At 58.8% G+C, this 4,057-nt stretch carries 4 protein-coding genes; all 4 read right to left on the bottom strand.

Going from position 1 to position 4,057, the window contains the following annotated elements:
• A partial coding sequence (locus FHW77_RS26525) for an NAD(P)-dependent oxidoreductase (RefSeq protein ID WP_182591104.1) occupies window positions 1-437 on the bottom strand: 437 nt, incomplete at its 3' end.
• A gap of 3 nt (window positions 438-440) precedes the next feature.
• A complete protein-coding gene (gene otnI / locus FHW77_RS26520; RefSeq protein ID WP_112416871.1) occupies window positions 441-1,226 on the bottom strand; it encodes a 2-oxo-tetronate isomerase in 786 nt (261 codons plus the stop codon).
• Between the two features lie 11 nt (window positions 1,227-1,237).
• Complete coding sequence (locus tag FHW77_RS26515; RefSeq protein WP_112416872.1) at window positions 1,238-2,950, bottom strand: ABC transporter ATP-binding protein; 1,713 nt, start codon at window positions 2,948-2,950, stop codon at window positions 1,238-1,240.
• A gap of 11 nt (window positions 2,951-2,961) precedes the next feature.
• Window positions 2,962-4,057: ABC transporter permease (locus FHW77_RS26510; RefSeq protein WP_182591103.1), on the bottom strand; the 1,096-nt coding region annotated here is incomplete at its 5' end.

Below are 4,057 nucleotides of genomic sequence, written 5' to 3'. Positions count from 1 at the left end.
CTTGCGCGCTCGAAAATATCCGGTTTTCCGCCGACCATGATGGTCAGCGACGCCGCTTTGGCGCCAACTTCACCGCCCGACACCGGCGCGTCGAGATAATCGCATCCCAGCGCCTCAATACGGGCGGCAAAATCCTTCGTCGCAATCGGTGAAATCGAACTCATGTCGATGACGAGCTTTCCCGCATCGAGGCCGTGCGCGACGCCATCGTCACCGAACAAAACCGCTTCCACATCGGGCGTGTCCGGCAGCATCAAAATCACGATCTCGGCGCTGCGCGCCACTTCTGCACCTGAACCGCATGCCCTCGCACCACTTTTCAGGAGGGAGTTCGACACGGGTTTGACCCTGTGAAGATAAAGCTCATGTCCGGCATCGATCAGATGCTGCGCCATCGGGCGGCCCATGACCCCCAGTCCGATAAATCCTATTTTCATGGCTCAATCCTCCCGTTGATATGCTTTCAACCAGTCAAGACCTGCGCTGGTGGTCGACGCCGGTCGATATTCGCAGCCGACCCATCCGTCGTAACCAAGTTCATCCAGACGCCTGAAGATGAAATCGTGGTTGATCTCGCCCGTCCCCGGCTCATGACGTCCGGGATTATCAGCGATCTGAACGTGGCCGATTTTGTCCTGCAGGCGCTCGAAGGTCGCGACGAGATCGCCCTGCATGATTTGCATGTGGTAGAAATCATATTGGATCAGCAGGTTGGAATGCCCGACCCGGTCCATGATCCGCTCGGCCTGATCGGTGTTGGTGAGGAAATATCCGGGTATGTCGCGAGTGTTGATGGGCTCGAAGACAAGGGCAATTCCGGAATCCGCCAGACGTTGCGCAGCGTGACCGAGATTGCCGACAAGCGTGTCTTCCAGAACTTGCGGATCGACACCGGGCGGTTGAATACCGGCCAGACAATTGATCTTTCGGCATCCCAGAATTTTTGCATAACGGATCGCCGTTTCAACGGACGTCTCAAATTCGGAGACCCTGTCCGGCAGGCTGGCGATGCCGCGCTCGCCTGCGGCCCAGTTGCCGGGCGGCAGGTTGAACAGAGCCTGTGTGAGATTGCACCTCCTGAGCTCCGCTGCAATCGTCTCTGCCGCCTCCTCGTAGGGGCTGACATATTCGACTGCCGCAAAACCATCGGCAGCGGCGGCGGCGAACCGTTCAATGAACGGATGTTCGGTATAAAGCATGGACAGATTGGCAGCGAATTTCGGCATCGGCAATGACCTCAAACTTGGTCTGCGCGCAGGCGGTGCAGCATGCGCTTGTTGCGGGGGTCGGGGTTGGGAACAGAAGAGATCAGTCGCTTGGTATAGGGGTGCGAGGGCGTGGTGCAGATTGTTTCCGCATCTCCGATCTCGACAATCTTGCCTTTGTGCATCACGGCAACGCGATCGCAGAAATAGCGCACGACCGAGATATCGTGCGAAATGAAGATAAAGCTGAGATTGAGCTGCTTTTGAATATCGAGCAACAGGTCGAGGATCTGGCTTCGTATCGAGACGTCGAGAGCCGAAGTCGCCTCATCGGCGACGATGACCTTCGGGTTGACGGCGAGCGCCCTTGCAATCCCGATCCGCTGGCGTTGGCCACCGGAAAAGGCATGCGGGTATCTTTCCATCGCCAAGGGATCGAGCCCGACCTTCTGCAAAAGTTCGCCAACGCGGGTCTCCACCGCTTTGCCGGACATGCCACCGGCGATGACCAGAGGATCTCCGATGATCTGCTTCACCGTCATACGGGGGTTGAGCGACGCAAATGGGTCCTGAAAGATAAGACGCACATCCTGATGGTAGCGGCGCAAATCCAATTTGCTCAGCGTGGTGACGTCCATCGGGGCCGCATCCGGGCATCCGCGATACGCAATTCTGCCGGAACTCGGCTCAACGATCCGCAGTATCATTCGTCCTAGTGTGGTTTTGCCTGATCCGCTTTCGCCGACAATGCCGAGATTTTCTCCGGCAAATAGGTCAAGACTAGCATCGTCCACCGCCACCAGCCCGCGCCCACCGCCATACGAAAACAGTCCGGACGGCGCGCCGTAGACTTTGGAAAGATTGCGCACTGACAGGATCGGAGCCACGTTGGCCGTCAGCGACGCCGGCAGCGTGCGCGTGGCTGCGCCGCTCTCGAGCTTGACCGTCGCTTCCAGAAGTTGCCGTGTGTAGGGATGCTGACTGGCGTGGAAAATCTCGTCCACCGGCCCTTTTTCGACGATCTTTCCAAAGCGCATGACGGCGACCTCGTCCGCTACTTCGGCAACGATGCCCATGTCGTGGGTGATGAGGAGCATCGCCATGCCGCGCTCCACCTGCAGCCGCTTGATGAGATCGAGGATTTCGGCCTGCGTCGTCACATCCAGCGCCGTCGTCGGCTCATCGGCGATCAGAACTTCCGGGTCGCAGGCCAGCGCCATGGCAATCATCGCTCGCTGGCGCATCCCGCCGGAAAACTCGAAGGTGTATCTGTCGGCCATCACTTCCGGCTGCGGTATCTCCACCTGGCGCAGCAGTTCGATACATCGCTCCCGAGCCTGTCTCTTCGACACGCGGCGATGCAAACGCACGGCTTCGATGATCTGTGAGCCGATGGTGTGGACCGGCGACAGCGAACTCATCGGTTCCTGAAAAATCAGGCCGATCCGTCCACCGCGAATGGCCAGAACCTCGCGACTGCTTGCGGCAAATTTCGCGATATCGACTGGTCCCTTGGGTCCATCGAGAACGATCTGGCCGCCTGCCATCTGTCCGGGCTTGTCGATGATCCGCATCAGGGCGCGGGCGGTCACTGATTTGCCTGAACCGCTTTCCCCTACCAGCGCAAGCGTCTTTCCGCGTTCAAGGTTGAAACTGACATTGCGAACGGCATGGAGCACATGGGTTCTGAGATGGAAATCGATGGACAGGTCTTTGACCGCCAGCAAGGTTTCGTGCTTCGTCATCTCACTTCCTTTCAGCTATCGTAAGGGTCGGCTGCATCGCGCAGGCCATCGCCAAAGAAATTGAAAGACAGAACCGCCAGGACCACCGCAAGGCTCGGCCAGATCAGCAACCATGGCGCCGTGGCAACTGTCCGCACGTTCTGGGCATCCTGCAACAGCACGCCCCAGCTGACGACCGGTGGTTTCAGACCGACCCCGAGAAACGACAGCGAGGTTTCAGCGACGATCATGGTCGGAATGGCAAGTGTCACCACCGCCAGAATGTGGCTGGTAAGTGATGGAAGGATGTGGCGGAATATGATCCGCCTTTCCCCTGCACCGTCCAGCCGGGCAGCCGTCACGAAGTCATCGCCGCGCAGCGCGAAGAATCGTCCCCGCACCTCGCGTGCCAAACCCGTCCAGCTCAGAAGGGAAACAATCAGGGTTACGACAAAATAAACCGAAAGCGGTGACCAGCTTAGGGGAATGGCAGCGGCCAGCCCCAACCAGAGCGGAATGGTCGGCATGGCGCTCACAATCTCGATGATACGCTGGATGAGGGTATCGACCCAGCCGCCGTAGTAACCGGAGACCGCACCCATCACGACGCCGAGCGTCAGCGAAATGGCAACGCCGACAAGACCGATGGACATGGAGACGCGGGTTCCATAGATCAGGCGGCTCATGAGGTCTCGTCCGAGCCGGTCCGAACCCAACAGATACAGCGGGTCGCGGGCGTCAAGCGGCCCAACCAGATGCCTTTCCATCGGGATGATGCCCCACAGCTTGTAAGGCGCCCCTTTGACGAAGAATCCGATAGGAATGATTTTCGTGTCATCGACAACGAAGCTGCGGCGGAGGGCTTTCGGCTCGATCTCGATCTTGTAGCCCTTGACGTGTGGCAGAAAGCGGGAACCGCCATCGGCGGCCGGCGCAAATAAAGCGATGCTTTGCGGCGGCGCAAAGGTATATTGCGGGCGCGACGTGTTCGGCAGACCCGGTGCCAGGAACTCGGCAAAGGCTCCGACGAAATAGAGCAACAGAATAATACCCGCAGCAAATGCTGCGACCTTGTGGCGAAAGAAGCGCTGGCGAATGAGCGTCCATTGCCCTGCAGCCTCGAGGCTT

It is taken from the genome of Agrobacterium sp. RC10-4-1 (assembly GCF_014138475.1).
In the GTDB taxonomy this organism is placed as follows: domain Bacteria; phylum Pseudomonadota; class Alphaproteobacteria; order Rhizobiales; family Rhizobiaceae; genus Agrobacterium; species Agrobacterium pusense.
This window is presented reverse-complemented; position numbering and strand designations above follow the sequence as displayed.

Excerpts from the sequence above, each read along its gene's own strand:
- otnI (WP_112416871.1), bottom strand. The coding sequence starts at position 1,226 with ATGCCGAAATTCGCTGCCAATCTGTCCATGCTTTATACCGAACATCCG.
- FHW77_RS26515 (WP_112416872.1), bottom strand. The coding sequence starts at position 2,950 with ATGACGAAGCACGAAACCTTGCTGGCGGTCAAAGACCTGTCCATCGAT.